We start from the raw sequence: 14743 nt of genomic DNA on the forward strand, positions 1-14743 counted from the left end.
CTGAGAAGTTGTTTTCTTCTTGCCCTGCCCGCCGGTGGGGGATAGGCCTTCGCCGGTGGTGTTTTGCCCGTTGTTCCTGTTGTTTTTTCTTTGTTGAGAAGGTTTGTTTCCATGACTAGTTCTACTGCTTCGCAGGTGTTGCACCGCATTCTTAATGGGGAGGTGGTTGCTGCCGATGAGGTCGAGTCGGTGTTCGCCGCGATTGCTGCGGGCGAGTTCGAACCGATTGAGATTGCTGGGTTGCTGTGCACGCTGAAGACTCGGGGCGAGACCCCGGAGGAGATCGCTGCTGCTGCGCGTGCTTTTACCGCGGCTGCTGTGGCTTTCCCGCGCACCGACCAGGAGGTCATTGATTGTGTAGGCACCGGCGGTGACGGGGCGTGCACGATCAATATTTCCACGGGTGCTGCATTGATTGCGGCGGCTGGTGGTTTGCAGGTGGTCAAGCACGGTAATCGTTCTGTGTCTTCCCGCTCTGGTGCGGCTGATGTGCTGGAGGCTTTGGGCATCGAGTTGAATCTGTCGCCTGCCGATGCGGCCGCCCAGTTGGAGACCACTGGTTTTACCTTCTTGTTTGCGCCGGCCTACCACCCGGGTTTCAAGCACGTGATGCCGGTGCGTAAGGGCTTAGGGATTCCGACGATTTTTAATGTTTTGGGCCCCTTGTTGAACCCGGCTCGCCCGGAGCTGCAGCTGATGGGCACGGCGCGCAAGGAGCTTGGCCCGCAGCTGATTGAGGCTATGCGCCAATTGGGTCGCCGCCGCGCACTGGTGGTGCATGGTTCGGGCTTGGATGAGATTGCCCTGCACGGCCCGACGTCCGTGTGGGAGCTCAAGGATGGGGAGATCACCGAGTATGAGGTGACTGCAGAGCAGCTGGGTTTGGCGGGCTGTTCTGTGGCCGACCTGGAGGGCGGCGATGGGGTGGATAATGCCCGGATGATGCTGGAGTGTTTCTTCGGGCGTGGTCAGCAGGCGCACCTGGATGCGATGCTGGCCTCTGCTGGTGCGTTGTTCTACTTGGCGGGCCGTGCGGACAGCCTCCGGGAGGGCGTGGATGTGGCGCGCACCCTGGTTTCCACTGGTGTGGTTGCCCGCTGGGCGGAGCAGTTTTTGCCGCGCGCAGCTGAGTTGAGTAAGTAGTCGGTGGATTGGAGGCTATGGCGATGACTGATGGTGCATCGAGGGCGTCGGCTGAGGATTTCGCTGGCGTGGTTCTTCCCGCGGGCACCCCGACGGTGCTGGAGGGGATTGTTTCGGGCCGGCGCGGCCATTTGGCTGCGATTCGGGATCGGATCTCTCATGTGGATGTGGACGCGTTGCCGCGTTCGCAGCGGTCCTTGTTTGATTCCTTGAACCGGGGTAGGGGAGGGGCGCGTTTCATCATGGAATGCAAGTCCGCGTCCCCGTCTTTGGGCGTGATCCGGGACGACTACCACCCGGGCGATATTGCGCGCCTGTATTCGCGCTATGCGGCCGGCATTTCGGTGCTGTGCGAGCCGGATCGTTTCGGTGGCGACTATGACCATCTGCAGACGGTGGCGGCATCCACGCACCTGCCGGTGTTGTGCAAGGACTTCATCATCGATCCGGTGCAGGTCCATGCGGCCCGCTATTTCGGTGCGGATGCCATCTTGTTGATGCTGTCGATTCTGGACGATGACACCTACCGTCTGCTCGCCGATGAGGCGCAGCGGCTGGGGATGGATGTCCTGACCGAGGTGATCGATGCCGAGGAGGTTTCCCGTGCGATCGCCTTGGGCGCGAAGATTTTCGGCTGCAATAACCGTAATCTGCATGACCTGTCCATCAACTTGGAGCGCACCAAGCAGTTGGCGCCGCTGATCCCGGAGGACGCGGTGTATCTGTCGGAGTCGGGCATTCGAACCCACCGGGATGTCGCCGAGCTTTCAGGTGTGGTCAATGGCTTCCTCATCGGCAGCCAGTTCACCGGCAGCCCCGATATTGATGCCGCGATCCGGGACGTGGTTTACGGTCCGGTGAAGGTGTGTGGTTTGCGCACCGGTCGGGCAGCCCAGGCGGCGCGCGCTGCCGGCGCGAGCTTTGGCGGGCTGATTTTCGAAGAGGCTTCCCCGCGCGCGGTGGATGCGCAAGGCGCCCAAGAGATCATCGCGGCGGAGCCGAACCTTCGCTACGTGGCGGTCTCCCGCCGCCGAAGCGGCTATGCGGAGCTCATCCAGCCGGGCATCGTTGCCGTGCAGGTGCACGCCCCCACCGGCACCGTGGACGAGGAACTGACCCTCGTTGCGGCGGTGCGTGAGGAAGTTGGTCCGCAGGTGCAGGTGTGGCGCGCGGTCAGCATGACGGCACCCCACGGCCCCGAGGTCGCCGAGGCGCTCGTTGCGGCCGGCGTTGCCGATCGTCTGGTGCTGGATTCCGGCATTGGCGGCACGGGCACCCCGTTTGATTGGTCGACGATCCCTGCGGCCGTCACCGCGCACTCGCTGATCGCTGGCGGCATCGGGCCGGACAACATCGCCCACGCCTTGGCAACGGGCTGCGTGGGCGTGGATATCAACTCCGGGGTGGAATACGCCCACGAGCCCCGCCACCACAAGGACTCGGCCGCCATCGTGCGCGCCCTCGAGGCAGTGCGATTGTTTCACGTGAAACACTGACCCGAGCGCCCTAGCGCCACCGCTGCTTCGCACGCAATGTTTCACGTGAAACATCGCGCGCTAAGGACCGGTGTGAATGTTTCACGTGAAACATCGCATCGGGCCGCACCCGGCGGGCGGGGCAGGGGAGTGCAGTCGCCGGCTGAGGGCTTGTACCCTTTTACCTAGAACTTATTCCAAGATTTACCTTCACCACTTTCCCTAACAACAGACACGGAAAAACACACGAGATGACCAACATAGACAATGCATCCGCACAAGGCGGACGAACCCTGCTTCCGGCCTACTTCGGCCAGTTCGGCGGGCAATACGTCCCCGAGCTGCTCATCCCGGCCCTCGACCAGCTGGAGAAGGCCTTCGTCGACGCCATGGAGGATCAGGACTTCCTCGATGAGCTCGCCGGCTACCTCCGCGACTACCTGGGGCGCCCCACCCCGCTGACCGAATGCCACAACCTGCCGCTGGCGGGCAAAGGCAAGGGCTACGCCCGCATCTTCCTCAAGCGTGAAGATCTCGTCCACGGCGGCGCGCATAAAACCAACCAGGTGCTCGGCCAAGCCCTACTCGCCAAGCGGATGGGCAAAACCCGCATCATTGCCGAAACCGGCGCCGGCCAACACGGCACCGCCACCGCACTCGCCTGCGCCCTGCTCGACCTCGAGTGCGTGATCTACATGGGCGCCGAAGACGTCGCCCGCCAACAGCCCAACGTCTACCGCATGGAACTGATGGGCGCGAAGGTCGTTCCCGTCGACTCCGGATCCGGCACCCTCAAAGACGCCGTCAACGAAGCCCTGCGCGACTGGACCGCCACCTTCCACGAATCCCACTACCTCCTCGGCACCGCCGCCGGCCCCCACCCGTTCCCCACCATCGTGCGCGAATTCCACCGCGTCATCTCCACCGAAGCGAAGAAGCAGATGCTCGAACGCACCGGGGGACTACCCGACGTCGTCACCGCCTGCGTCGGTGGCGGCTCGAACGCCATCGGCATGTTCGCCGACTTCATCGACGAAGAAGGAGTCGAACTCGTCGGTGTTGAACCCGCCGGCGAAGGCCTCGACTCCGGTAAACACGGCGCACCCATCCACGCCGGACACATCGGCATCCTCCACGGGGCGCGCTCCTACCTCATGCGCACCAGCGACGGACAAGTCGAAGAGTCCTACTCCATCTCCGCCGGACTCGACTACCCCGGCGTAGGCCCCCAACACGCCCACCTCCACGACACCGGGCGCGCCACCTACGTCGGCATCACCGACGCAGAAGCCCTCGAAGCCTTCCAAATCCTCTCCCGACACGAAGGCATCATCCCCGCCCTCGAATCCAGCCACGCCCTCGCCTACGCCCTTAAACGCGCAAAAACCGCCGAAGAAAACCACGAACACATCACCATCCTGGTTTCCCTATCCGGCCGCGGCGACAAAGACGTCGACCACATCCGACGCACCCTCGCACAACACCCCGAATACACCTACAAGGAGGACTCCAAGTGAGCCGCTACCCCGCCCTCTTCGAACGCCTCAAGTCCTCCAACGAAGGAGCCTTCGTCCCCTTCGTCATGCTCGGCGACCCCACCAAGCAGGACTCCATCGCCATCATCGAAGCCCTGATCGCCGGCGGCGCCGACGCCCTCGAACTCGGCGTCCCCTTCAGTGACCCCGTCGCCGACGGCCCCACCATCCAAGCCGCACACATCCGCGCCCTCGACGCCCACATCGACGTCGACACCGCCCTATCCATCGTGCGCACCATCCGCGACAAGCACCCCGACCTACCCATCGGACTGCTCATCTACGGCAACGTGCCCTTCGCCCGCGGACTCGACACCTTCTACACAGACGTCGCCCAAGCCGGCGCCGACTCCGTCCTCCTCCCCGACATCCCCGTCCGCGAAGGCGCCCCCTTCACCACCGCCGCCCGCGCCGCCGGCATCGACCAAATCTTCATCGCACCCCCACACGCCTCCGAAGCAACCCTCGAAGGCGTAGCCGCGAACTCCACCGGATACATCTACGCCGTCTCCCGCGTCGGTGTCACCGGCGCCGAACACGCCTCCTCCACCGACGGACTCAAAGACGTCGTCGACAACCTCACCCGCTTCGGCGGCGCGCCGGCACTCCTCGGCTTCGGTATCTCCACCCCCGAACACGTCGCCGCCGCCATCGCCGCCGGCGCCGCCGGCGCCATCAGCGGCTCCGCCGTCACCAAGATCGTCGAAAAACACTGCACCGGCGAATCCCCCAACGCCCGCAGCATCGACGACCAACAAGCCATGTGCCAAGAACTCACCGACTATGTGGCCGCCATGAAAGCTGCCACCCGCAGCTAAGTAACTCCACCACCCACGCCCCTCACCGGTTTCCCCGTGAGGGGCGTTTCCCATCCCACCCCAGGTTTCCCCCCATCCCGAAACAGGGCAAAGGCACACCTGCCTACTACACCACCCACCCAGCAAGGCATAATGGCCACCATGACATCAACCGCCCAACCCGAACCGACCCCCGGCCGGCCCCTGTGCAGCCGCCGCAGCTTCCTCGTCGCCACCGCCACCACCGCTGCCGGCGCGTTGCTAGCCGCATGCGCCAACCAAGGTTCCGAACCTAACGTCACCGTCGATGCCGCAGAGGTACCCGTGGGCTCCGCGCTCGTCGTGGGGGAGTACATCATCACCCAACCCGAGGAAGGCGTCTTCCACGCCTTCTCCGCCCGCTGCCCCCACCAGGGCGCCAAAGTCTCCTTCGTGGATGGTGACAAGGTGGTCTGCCCCGCCCACGGCTCCGTCTTCTCCATCAAGGATGGTGCCGTGATCTCCGGCCCCAGCCGTGACGGGCTAGCTGCCGCGAAGCTATCCAACAAGGGAACCGAACTCTCTGTGAGCTAAAGACTCTTCAAGGCTTGACCTGCCCCCACCCATTTCGGTGGGGGCTTTGTCATGACTGCACCCTTTTGCGAATGTTTCACGTGAAACATTGGTACCCCAACCCGGGAAGACAAGGATCAGCCGGCCTAGCTTTTCCACGGGGAACCTGCCCCACAAAGGAGCACAAGCTTTTAGACTTGTTCCATGCCAATGCCGAAACTCAAGATCGATCCGCTGATCGTGATGATTCTCGGGGCGGTGGCCCTCGCCATCGTCCTGCCGATTAGAGGCAGCGCCGCAGACGCATTCAGTGTGGCAACGAAGATTGCCATTGCGCTACTGTTCTTCCTCTACGGTGCTCGCCTATCACCATCAGAAGCCCTCGCCGGCCTTAAACACTGGCGGCTTCACAGCGTGATCCTCGCCTTCACCTTCGTCCTCTTCCCACTGATAGGGCTCGCACTCTATCCCATCAGCCACCTCCTCGGAGAAGATCTCTACCGCGGGATTCTTTACCTCACCCTGGTGCCGTCGACGGTGCAAAGCTCCATCGCATTCACCTCCATCGCGCGGGGCAACGTGGCAGGCGCCATCGTGAGCGCTTCAGCCAGTAACCTCATCGGCGTGGTCGTCACACCACTGCTCGTAATGCTGCTGATGACCGGCGGTGGGGGAGTAAAGGTGGATGGGAGCGTTTTCGCAGACATCGCAATCCAGCTTCTCCTACCCTTCGTGCTTGGCCAATTGTCTCGGCGGTGGGTCAAAGACTTCGCAGCCTCCAAGGGAACAAAGATCGTGGATCGCGGTTCCATCACCATGGTGGTCTACTCCGCTTTTTCCCACGGCATGGTCGAAGGGATTTGGCAGCGGGTAAGCGTTGAAGAGCTCATCGAACTCGTCGTGTTCAGCATCGTGCTCGTCGCCTTCATGCTGTGGTTGACCCGCTTCACCGCTTATCGGCTGAATTTTTCCGAACCCGATATGAAGGCCATCCAGTTCTGCGGAACTAAAAAGTCGCTTGCGACCGGCCTGCCGATGGCTGCCGTTATTTTCGGCACCAGCGGTTTGGGCCTGCTCATTTTGCCGCTAATGATCTTCCATCAGGTTCAGCTGATGATGTGCTCCGCATTGGCTGGACATTACGCCAGTTTGCCTGCGACCCCTTCCGCTACCGGCTAGGATTATGGTCATGCCAAAGAACGAACCGATTTACGTTCGCCTGGATATTAACTATGACGGTCTCCAGGGGCCGAGCCACATCGCCGAGCTTCACCCAGTCGAGGAAGGCCAATACTGCCGTATTGGACGCATCCTCGAACTGTCCGACGGTGAAGCCATTTCCGGCGGGCTCTTCGGCGAGCACGCTGTCAACATGACCGCAATGCCCGCCAAGATCGTTCCTCACCCTTCTACGTATGAAGAGTACGACGGCGTGAAAGCAACGACTTTGTCCCGCGACGAATTCGAAGCTTTTTGGAGCGAGGCCTCCGTGATGCTGCCGGCATTGTTTAAAAAATAGGCGACACAACTTCAGCAAGCCCGGGCGATGTTTCACGTGAAACATCGCCCGGGCTTCTTTCACCTCTATCCCCGAACGCTTCCTTAGGGGATTTTCGGCCCCAACACCCCTAGGAAAGGGGGTAGTGCGCCCAACATTGGTTTTGTCACACTGACGCATAACTCAGCGCAGCCCCACAACCACTTTCCGATGTTTCACGTGAAACATTGCAAAAGGGGAGCAGGTGCCAACTATCGATTAGTTCAGCGTTCGCTGTACCATCAACACCATGCCCACCCACGACACCCGACTCGACACCGTGCGCCGGATAGGGCGAGCGCTAGCAGACCCCACCCGCGCCACAATCCTGCTCGAGCTCCTCGACAGCCCCCAGTATCCCGCAGACCTCGCGGAAAAGCTCCAGCAGTCACGCTCCAACGTTTCCAATCACCTCAGCTGCCTCAAAGACTGCGGAATCATCCAAGGCCACACCGAAGGCCGCAAAGTGCTGTACTCCATCGCGAACCAAGAACTCAAAGACGCACTCAATGCACTTCTGGAAGTAACCCTCGAACACACCACAGACGTGATCTGCATCGATGATTGCAACACAGTCGAAGAATATGCGAGCAGGCGAGGAAACCAGCCTTGATTACAGCATTTGCCCAGGCCGTCGGGCTTTTTGCCGCAACAAATATCGATGACATCATCGTCCTATCGTTATTTTTCGCCCGCGGGGCCCGACAAAAACACATCACCCGGACAATACTCCTCGGCCAATACCTAGGATTCTTGGCAATCCTCATCACCGCGCTCGCCATCGCCTGGGGCGCCGGCACCTTTCTGCCAAGCGCCGCGATCCCTTACTTTGGTCTCATCCCCTTAGCCCTGGGACTTAAAGCCGCCTATGAGGCACTGCAAGGGGAGGACGAGGAAGATTTCGCGTCCACATCAAAGGTCACGGCACTAACGATCGCGGCCATAACATTCGCCAACGGCGGCGACAACATCGGCGTCTATGTCCCCGTCTTCCTGTCACTATCCCCGGCAAGCATCACGGTCTTCTGCGTTGTCTTCCTGATCCTTGTTGCGGCGTTAGTGTTCGCCGCCCGCTGGATCACCACCCGGCCCGGCATCGACGAGATCCTTGAAAGATGGGAACGGGTCCTGTTCCCCGTGGTTCTCATCGGACTGGGCTTAACCATCCTCATCAAAGGCGGCGCCTTCGGCATCTAACGCCTTCCCAACACAGCACAAAAGGGCGGCCCCTGGCACACACTGCCAGGGGCCGCCCTTTTTCAGGCTGGATTGCCGAAAAGCCGATGAACTAATTCATTGACAAATCCGCAGGGAAGGTCGAGAGCACCGACAGTTCACCTGCCTGCCGGCGGAAAGCCTGACCCCAAACGTCAGCATTACGACCAGCCAAAATATCGCTCGGGAGAGCAGGGGTTACAAACCAGTCGCCGTTTTCGATCTCTGCATCTAGCTGACCAGGCTCCCACTCGGCAAAACCGGCAAAGAGACGAATACCTTCCAATTCTTCCCGGTATTGGTCCGGATCGGCGTGCAAGTCCACGTGCACCATCCGTGAGCCCAGATGCATGAAGTAGGGGCGCTCTACGGGCTGTTCCAGTCCCTTTTTCACAACCCCCAGCGCGAGCACACTGGAACGCTCTACAGGGCCACCAATGAACACTGCCTTGGGCGGTGCACAAAAGTCATCGATCTCAGGGAAAACGTTTGCTACGGCAGCATCGGTGAATTGGGTGAGATCAACGCCGTAGGTTGTGCGCTCGTCGTTCTCAATGATCAAAATTGCTGAGCGCGAAAAACGATGGTCGGCGATGTCCGGCGCTGCGAGCAGCAAGGTACCGGGGTCGGGATCGTTGCGTTCAAAAGCGTTGAAGAGCCGGTCAGCGAAGAGATCATCCATGGCAGGGGTTGCCTTTCAGACTGTCGTGGGGTGCTATACCAATTGTGCGTGGCGCGGAGGTTTTCTGCGCCGTTTTTAGGCCTCTGGTTTGTTCTCTTCCCACCAGGCGAGTAGTTCTTTTTCTGCTTCCTCAACGCCCAGGGGGCCACGCTCTAGGCGCAGTTCCTTCAAAAACGACCATGCTTTGCCCACCGTTGGGCCGGGGGCAATGCCCAGAATGCGCATGATGTCGCCGCCGTCCAAATCGGGGCGCACCTTCGCAAGATCTTCTTGTTCTGCCAGTTCCGCGATGCGCTGCTCTAGGTTGTCGTAGGCGCGGGAAAGGCGAGCAGATTTCTTCTTATTTCTGGTGGTGCAGTCGGCTCGCACAATTTTGTTCAAGCGATCCAGGAGGTCACCGGCATCGTTAACGTAGCGACGCACAGCACTGTCGGTCCAGGCTTGGTCGCTATAGCCGTAGAAACGCATGTGCAGGAACACTAGGTTGTTCACCGCGTTGATAACGTCCTTGGGGTACTTCAGGGCTTTGAGTCGGTGCCGGACGAGTTTCGCGCCAACGACCTCATGCTGGTGAAAGGTGACTCCTCCACCTGGTTTCGCCGCCCGAGTATCAGGCTTACCGATGTCGTGCAGCAGCGCACCCAAACGCAGGATCAAATCCGGACCGTTGTCCTCCAAGTCACATGCCTGGCGCAGCACCGTCAGGGAGTGGGCGTAGACGTCTTTGTGCTGCAGGTGCTCGTCGGGGGCGAGCTTGAGGGCAGGAATCTCCGGGAGGAATCGTTCACACAGGCCCGTGTCGACGAGAATGTCCACGCCTTCCCACGGGGTAGTGCCCAGCATGAGTTTGGTGAACTCGGCTTGAACTCTTTCGACGGTGATGCGGTCGAGCTGCTCGGCCATTGCGCTCATGGCGTCTTTCACCCGGTCCGCGATGGTGAATCCGAGTTGGGACACAAAGCGGGCGGCGCGCAGCATGCGGAGGGGATCGTCATTGAAGGAATCCTCCGGGGCGCCCGGGGTGTCAATCACTCCGGCTACCAGATCACCGAGACCGCCGAGGGGGTCGTGAATTTCGACGTGCCCGTCGTCGAACATGCGGGCAGCGATGGCGTTGACGCGGAAGTCACGGCGCACCAGGTCGTCTTCGAGGCTTTCGCCGAAGCGCACCACGGGGTTGCGGCTGACCCGGTCATAGGCGTCAGCGCGGAAGGTGGTGATTTCCAGCTGCTCGTGGTCTTTTTCGCAGCTCACGGTGCCGAACTCGATACCAGCGGTCCAGACGACGTCGCCGTATTGTTCGAGAATGGGCTGGATGATCTCCGGGGTGGCGGAGGTCGTGAAGTCAAGGTCTGCGCTGACCCGTCCGAGCAAGGCGTCGCGGACTGGTCCACCAACGAGGTACAGCTCGTGTCCGGCCTCTGCGAAGGCAGCGGTCAGTCGCCGGTGGCGCTGGGCAATATCGCCAAGGACCTTTTCGGCGGCGCGAAGTGCATCGTCGCGCGTGTCGGGCTGGGTTTTTTCCGTCGGAGTCACCCGGCTGAGTCTACCTGCTGTCTAGTGCCATTCAATGAAGCGCTGTGGACAGTGCCAAAGTTGTGAGAAAAAGGGGGCAGGTTTTTCTCAGCGTGCGGCTTCCACCGCGGGTTTTGCTTCTGGTTTTGGGGCATTTGGGGATTTTTTGGGTCTGCATTGACAGTTTGGCTGGTTCATTGTTCTGTTTGACCCATCACACGCGTTAGTCTTGATGGACAATGACTGACTCCGATAAGCGACCTGTTGATGGCCAATCGAATTCTCGCGGTTCGGGCTCCCGCCGTCGTCGACGGGGAGGCCGAGGCGGCCATTCGGCGCGCCCAGCTCAGGGCAAGGATGTTCAGTCCGGCACCAAGGACGGTGTAGCTCCAGAGGGACAGCGGGCTGCCCGCCGTGGCGGGGGCGGTGCGGATAACGCGTCCACGTCTCAGTCTTCGCCGTCGCGCGGCGACCGTGATCAGGGTGCGAACAAAGGCCAGTCGGGGCGTTCTACCAGTGGTAATCGGCGCCGTCGGGGTCGTGGCCGGGGCCGTGGATCGGCGTCGCAAGATAGTGCCAATAGCCGCGGCAACAACCAGGGCAATAACCACAAAGATTCCGCCGCACCACATGGTGGTTCTTCTTCCGGTGGGGACAAGGCTGCGCGCCAAGGGTCCACCTCGGGCGCTGGGCGATCCTCCACGAGGCGCCGGGGTCGTGGCCGGGGCCGTTCTCAAGGGTCGGCGTCGCAGGCGGACAGCAACGCACAAGCCAAGAATACGAATTCGGCTGAATCCCGCCCCAGTGAGAGCTCTGCTGAGTCTTCGCGTTCCCGTAACCGTGATGGGGGCGATGGGCAGCGGCGGACCCGGCGCACGACGCGGAGGCGTGTGTCTGGCGCTCGGCGAACCAGCCGGGAACGCTTGGCCCCGAACTCGCGGCGGCGGGCGCGCGCCGGTGAGCAGAAGGGCTTTTCTCGACCCATGCCGCCGGAGGTCGCCAAGCTCGATGTTTCCTATGAAACCAGTGCGGGCGGTTTGGTGGTGTCCGGGTTGGCTGAGGCGGTCAACAATGACGGGTCGGTTGATTTGTCCCGCATGTATGTCGCCTTGATTGGTCGACTCGATCGTCGGGGTCGCTTGTTGTGGTCGATGCCGAAGGGCCATGTGGAAGATGGCGAGAAAATCGTTGCCACCGCTGAGCGGGAGGTCTACGAGGAAACCGGTATTACCGGCGAGGTGTGCGAAACGCTCGGCGAGATTGACTACTGGTTTGTCGCCGACGGCATTCGTATTCACAAGACGGTGCACCACCACTTGTTGCGCTATATCGATGGTGATCTCAACGACGAGGATCCGGAGGTCACTGAGGTGATGTGGGCGCCGGCTTCAGAGTTGATAGAAAAGCTTGCGTACGCGGATGAACGTAAGCTTGCTCGCGTGGCTCATGAATTGTTGCCGAAGCTTGCCCGGGCGGAAAAGAAAGCCGGCCGAAGGACTCCGCGATGAGGCGGATCGCGGCACTGGTGTGCGCGACCGCGTGTGCGGGGTTCAGCATTGGGCTGACCCCGGTCGCTGATGCGCGTCCCGCTACACCGCAACCCCCGGGGGTCAAGGAGGTTGCTTCGGAATGGGTCAACCCTGCGGTGCGCCCGGTGGTGGGCAAGTTTTCTGTCGATGTGGATAGTTTGTCGCTGGGCGGTAAGCCGGTGACGGCTATGCGCCCCGGCCAGATTGCTTCCCTCACGCTAACGATCCGTAATGATTCGGACGCACCGATGTCTAATGTGCGGGTGCGTTTGGGGCGCGCGGATGCCGTGGGCACGGTCGCCGATGGGCGGGCCGCACTGGCCGCGGATGATGACCAGTACCCGGTCATTGGGGAGGCAATGCCGGTCTCCCAGAAGATTCCGGCGGGTCAGCAAACCAATGTGACGGTTCCGGTGGATGTGGCGGCGCTAGATATGACCGCTACTGGGGTGTACCCGATTTTGGTGCAGTTGGTCGCTGATGCCGCTCTGTCTTCTGCATCGACTGCAGGGGAGGGGTCGTCTACGGCGCGCGCTGCCGACCGGGTGGTGCAAGATGCGGTAGTCGATTCGGAGCGTTTTTTGCTCACCATTGATGACAAGGCAGGGGAAAATCCTGCTGGGGGATTGTTGAGCAACCCTGGGGTGTCTGCCCTGGAGGCGGCCCGTCAGGGTGGTGTTGATGGGGAGCCAGGTAGCGCTCAGGATCCGGCGCGGGTGAGTATTTTGTGGCCGTTGACGGCGGAGACTCACATTGTTCCGGGTGCGACGGGGGAGGCCCCGAATCGGGCGCCGTTGATTTTGGCCGATGATGATTTGTCGAATGAGTTGGCTGATGGTGGCCGTTTGGATGTGCTGTTGCGTTCTTATGAGGAGGCGGTGGCGGATCCTCGGGTGGGTGTGGCTGCGTGTTTGGCGCTTGATCCTGCGTTGTTGGACACGGTGGAGCGGATGTCGCATGGCTATACGGTGAATGATTCGCGTCCTTCTCCGGTGGCGGAGCGTAAGCGTTTGCGTGATTCTTGGGGTTCTGAGGATGAGTCTGCGATGGGTCGTCCGGGGCGTGGTCAGCAGGATGCGCAGCGTTTTATTGCGCGGGTGTCTGCTGCGGCGCGGGGTGGTTGCAGTGTGGCTTTGCCGTGGGCGAATTCTGATGTGAATGCGTTGGTGCGGACGGGTTCGACGTGGTTGGTGCGGGAGGGTATTTCGCAGGGGTCGGAGACGATTCGGAGGATTACTGGGGCGCGTCCGATTGAGGATGTGGTGATTCCGGGGTCTGGTTTTGTTGATGGGCCGACGGCTGCGGCGATGACGTTGGTGGGGGCTAGTGATGTTGCTACTGAGTGGGAGGACACTCAGCCGGCGGTTGAGGTGGGGGATTCTTCTGTGGCGGCCTTGGATGAGACTCGTGCGCCGTCGACGGTGTTGCCTGATCCGAGTACTGCTAGTGATGCGGTGGTGGTGTTGGCGGATAATACGGTGTGGGGGGTTGCTCATTCGGATTCCGCGGCGGCGTTGGCTCCTGGGGTGACGGGTGCGTTGTTCCCGTCGAGTTTGATGGCGACGTTGGCGCAGTTGGGTGAGGATCCGGCGACGATGCCGTATTCGAATCCGGCGACGCGTTTTGATTATCGGCGTGATTCTGTGGTGTCGCGGCGTCTTGATGCTGTGGCGGCTTTGGGGTTGAGTGCTGCCAATCATGCGGGGAGGGATTTGTTGGTGGTGCCGCCGACGACGCTGTCGTCGAAGGTGGATGCCGATGCTGTGTTGGGGGCGGTTGCTGATTTGATTGATGGTGGTCGTGCTGTGGGTCAGCCGGCGGCGCAGACGTTGTTGGATCGTCCGGTGCCGGGGGTGGCGCCGTCGGCTGCGCGGTTGTCGGATGGTGGGGATCCGGTTGTGGGGTCTCCTTTTGTGGATCCGATGACGGTGACTGATTTTGAGATTCAGCGGGGTGCGCAGCAGGCGACGTATACCGATGATGTGGCGCGGTTGATGGTTAATGATCCGCAGATTGCGTTGACGCGGTATCGGTTTGTGGAGCCGTTGTTGAAGGATGTGGTGCGGGCGTTTAGTTTGCAGGGCCGGTTGTCTTTGGGTTCGCATGAGGCTGCTGTGCGGCGGACTGATGAGATTTTGAATGGCAATCGTGACATGTTGATGACGTTGCGTTCCTCTGTGAGTTTGCTTCCTCCGGGCAATGTTTTTACTCGTACGTCGGAGGCGTCGCCGTTGCCGATGGTGGCGCGTAATGGTTTGCCGTTGCCGGTGGTGGCTAGGTTGCGTTATGCGGCGCCGGAGGGTGTCAGTGTGGGGGTTGCTGATAGTCAGTTGATTCCGGCGAAGGGTTCGTTGACGGTGATGTTGCCGGCGAGTGTGCCGGAGGGTGATGATCGGGTGACGATTTCTATTTGGTTGGCGACTCCGGAGGGGGCGGCGATTAGTCAGCCGGTGGAGGTTGAGGTGCAGACCCGTAGTGGTTTGGTGAAAAAGGGTGCTTTTGCGGTGGCTGTGGTGTTGGCGGCGTTGGTGACTGTGGCTGCTCGTTTTGTGATTTTGCGCCGTCGTCGGGCTGTGGGGGCTGGTTCGGCGTAGCCGGTGGGGGGTTTGGTTTGTGTTAGGAGTTGGGGGTTTTGGCGCGCCGTTTCTGGTGTTCGCCTGTGTGGGGGTGTTAGGTGGCTTATGAGCTCTGTGTGTGTTGGCTGGTGGGCTGTGTTTTTGCTTGGTGGCTTCAGGCACTAGGGTTCGATGGAAATTCTTTTGT

Annotated in this window: 12 protein-coding genes and 1 pseudogene; 11 read left to right on the top strand and 2 right to left on the bottom strand. The window is 61.1% G+C overall.

The annotated features are described in order from the left end of the window. Window positions 1-111 precede the first annotated feature (111 nt). From trpD to CAQU_RS12230, 9 genes are all read left to right on the top strand, one after another. On the top strand, window positions 112-1143 hold the full coding sequence (trpD, locus tag CAQU_RS12190; RefSeq protein WP_075728118.1) for an anthranilate phosphoribosyltransferase: 1032 nt from the start codon (window positions 112-114) through the stop codon (window positions 1141-1143). Window positions 1144-1166: 23 nt separating this feature from the next. Further along, complete coding sequence (trpCF, locus tag CAQU_RS12195) at window positions 1167-2639, top strand: bifunctional indole-3-glycerol-phosphate synthase TrpC/phosphoribosylanthranilate isomerase TrpF (protein WP_084563109.1); 1473 nt, start codon at window positions 1167-1169, stop codon at window positions 2637-2639. Window positions 2640-2869: 230 nt separating this feature from the next. Next, on the top strand, window positions 2870-4135 hold the full coding sequence (trpB, locus tag CAQU_RS12200; protein WP_075728122.1) for a tryptophan synthase subunit beta: 1266 nt from the start codon (window positions 2870-2872) through the stop codon (window positions 4133-4135). Further along, window positions 4132-4971: a tryptophan synthase subunit alpha gene (trpA, locus tag CAQU_RS12205; RefSeq protein ID WP_075728124.1), complete on the top strand. Its 840-nt coding sequence runs from the start codon at window positions 4132-4134 to the stop codon at window positions 4969-4971. Before trpB ends, trpA begins: the two co-directional genes overlap by 4 nt. 141 nt (window positions 4972-5112) lie before the next feature. Then, window positions 5113-5523 carry a Rieske (2Fe-2S) protein gene (locus CAQU_RS12210; RefSeq protein WP_075728764.1) on the top strand — a complete coding sequence of 137 codons (411 nt, stop codon included), beginning with the start codon at window positions 5113-5115 and terminating at the stop codon, window positions 5521-5523. A gap of 183 nt (window positions 5524-5706) precedes the next feature. Next, window positions 5707-6681 (top strand): bile acid:sodium symporter family protein, encoded by a 975-nt coding sequence (locus CAQU_RS12215; protein WP_075728126.1) that lies wholly within the window; start codon window positions 5707-5709, stop codon window positions 6679-6681. Window positions 6682-6691: 10 nt separating this feature from the next. Further along, entirely contained in the window at window positions 6692-7021 is a 330-nt protein-coding gene (locus tag CAQU_RS12220; protein ID WP_075728128.1) for a hypothetical protein, read from the top strand. A 268-nt stretch (window positions 7022-7289) separates the two neighbouring features. Further along, complete coding sequence (locus CAQU_RS12225; protein WP_075728130.1) at window positions 7290-7652, top strand: ArsR/SmtB family transcription factor; 363 nt, start codon at window positions 7290-7292, stop codon at window positions 7650-7652. Beyond that, a complete protein-coding gene (locus tag CAQU_RS12230; RefSeq protein WP_075728132.1) occupies window positions 7649-8236 on the top strand; it encodes a cadmium resistance transporter in 588 nt (195 codons plus the stop codon). Before CAQU_RS12225 ends, CAQU_RS12230 begins: the two co-directional genes overlap by 4 nt. Window positions 8237-8327: 91 nt before the next feature. Here the strand turns inward: CAQU_RS12230 and CAQU_RS12235 are convergent, their stop codons facing one another. Then, complete coding sequence (locus CAQU_RS12235; RefSeq protein ID WP_075728134.1) at window positions 8328-8936, bottom strand: YqgE/AlgH family protein; 609 nt, start codon at window positions 8934-8936, stop codon at window positions 8328-8330. 75 nt (window positions 8937-9011) lie between these two features. Further along, window positions 9012-10472, bottom strand: a complete 1461-nt coding sequence (locus CAQU_RS12240) for a CCA tRNA nucleotidyltransferase (RefSeq protein WP_075728136.1) — start codon at window positions 10470-10472, stop codon at window positions 9012-9014. A 995-nt stretch (window positions 10473-11467) separates the two neighbouring features. On the opposite strand from CAQU_RS12240, the pseudogene CAQU_RS13135 reads away from it, so the two are divergent. Both CAQU_RS13135 and CAQU_RS12250 read left to right on the top strand, forming a co-directional pair. Then, window positions 11468-11959: pseudogene (locus CAQU_RS13135) on the top strand (NUDIX hydrolase); the annotation flags it as partial. Then, window positions 11956-14574: a hypothetical protein gene (locus CAQU_RS12250; RefSeq protein WP_075728138.1), complete on the top strand. Its 2619-nt coding sequence runs from the start codon at window positions 11956-11958 to the stop codon at window positions 14572-14574. The pseudogene CAQU_RS13135 and the gene CAQU_RS12250, both read left to right, overlap by 4 nt. Window positions 14575-14743: the final 169 nt, after the last annotated feature.

The sequence above is a fragment of the Corynebacterium aquilae DSM 44791 genome, assembly GCF_001941445.1.
GTDB classification, from domain to species: Bacteria; Actinomycetota; Actinomycetes; order Mycobacteriales; family Mycobacteriaceae; genus Corynebacterium; species Corynebacterium aquilae.

What these genes read in the sequence shown, in the direction of transcription:
- trpCF (WP_084563109.1), top strand. Translation starts at nt 1,167, where the DNA reads ATGACTGATGGTGCATCGAGGGCGTCGGCTGAGGATTTCGCTGGCGTG.
- CAQU_RS12225 (WP_075728130.1), top strand. Translation starts at nt 7,290, where the DNA reads ATGCCCACCCACGACACCCGACTCGACACCGTGCGCCGGATAGGGCGA.
- CAQU_RS12235 (WP_075728134.1), bottom strand. Translation starts at nt 8,936, where the DNA reads ATGGATGATCTCTTCGCTGACCGGCTCTTCAACGCTTTTGAACGCAAC.
- CAQU_RS12250 (WP_075728138.1), top strand. Translation starts at nt 11,956, where the DNA reads ATGAGGCGGATCGCGGCACTGGTGTGCGCGACCGCGTGTGCGGGGTTC.
- CAQU_RS12210 (WP_075728764.1), top strand. Translation starts at nt 5,113, where the DNA reads ATGACATCAACCGCCCAACCCGAACCGACCCCCGGCCGGCCCCTGTGC.
- trpB (WP_075728122.1), top strand. Translation starts at nt 2,870, where the DNA reads ATGACCAACATAGACAATGCATCCGCACAAGGCGGACGAACCCTGCTT.
- CAQU_RS12215 (WP_075728126.1), top strand. Translation starts at nt 5,707, where the DNA reads ATGCCAATGCCGAAACTCAAGATCGATCCGCTGATCGTGATGATTCTC.
- CAQU_RS12220 (WP_075728128.1), top strand. Translation starts at nt 6,692, where the DNA reads ATGCCAAAGAACGAACCGATTTACGTTCGCCTGGATATTAACTATGAC.
- trpD (WP_075728118.1), top strand. Translation starts at nt 112, where the DNA reads ATGACTAGTTCTACTGCTTCGCAGGTGTTGCACCGCATTCTTAATGGG.